The organism is Pontitalea aquivivens, from assembly GCF_046507575.1.
Lineage (GTDB): Bacteria > Pseudomonadota > Alphaproteobacteria > Rhodobacterales > Rhodobacteraceae > Pontitalea > Pontitalea aquivivens.
This window is the reverse complement of record NZ_JBKFEY010000146.1, coordinates 1-274: the sequence shown is the minus strand read 5'-3', so window position 1 is coordinate 274 and position 274 is coordinate 1. Positions and strand designations below refer to the sequence as shown.

Here is a 274-nt window from a genome sequence, read left to right as displayed (position 1 = left end):
GGCTTCAGACTGATGCGATGTATCTCCAAGGGACTTTCGGGGTTACGCTCCAGCCGTTCGGGACGAGAATGGCGCCCGTAAAGGCGGATATAGCCATACTTGCCGTCGAGCGCGCGCTGCGGCGCGCTGATTCCCGCCGCTGCGAATTCCGCGCCAAGCACGCCGTTCATTGCGGCATAGCCCGCATGGCAGCGCTTCACCATAGTCCCGGCCGGTTCGTCGGAGAACTGCATCGAACCGCCCGTCAACGACAGCACATGGCCCCACGCGGTCA

At 63.5% G+C, this 274-nt stretch carries 1 protein-coding gene; it reads right to left on the bottom strand.

Translation table 11 applies throughout. The annotated features are described in order from the left end of the window. Nucleotides 1-274 (bottom strand): MmgE/PrpD family protein (locus ACK8OU_RS20580; protein ID WP_410305183.1); only part of this gene is annotated, 274 nt, incomplete at both ends.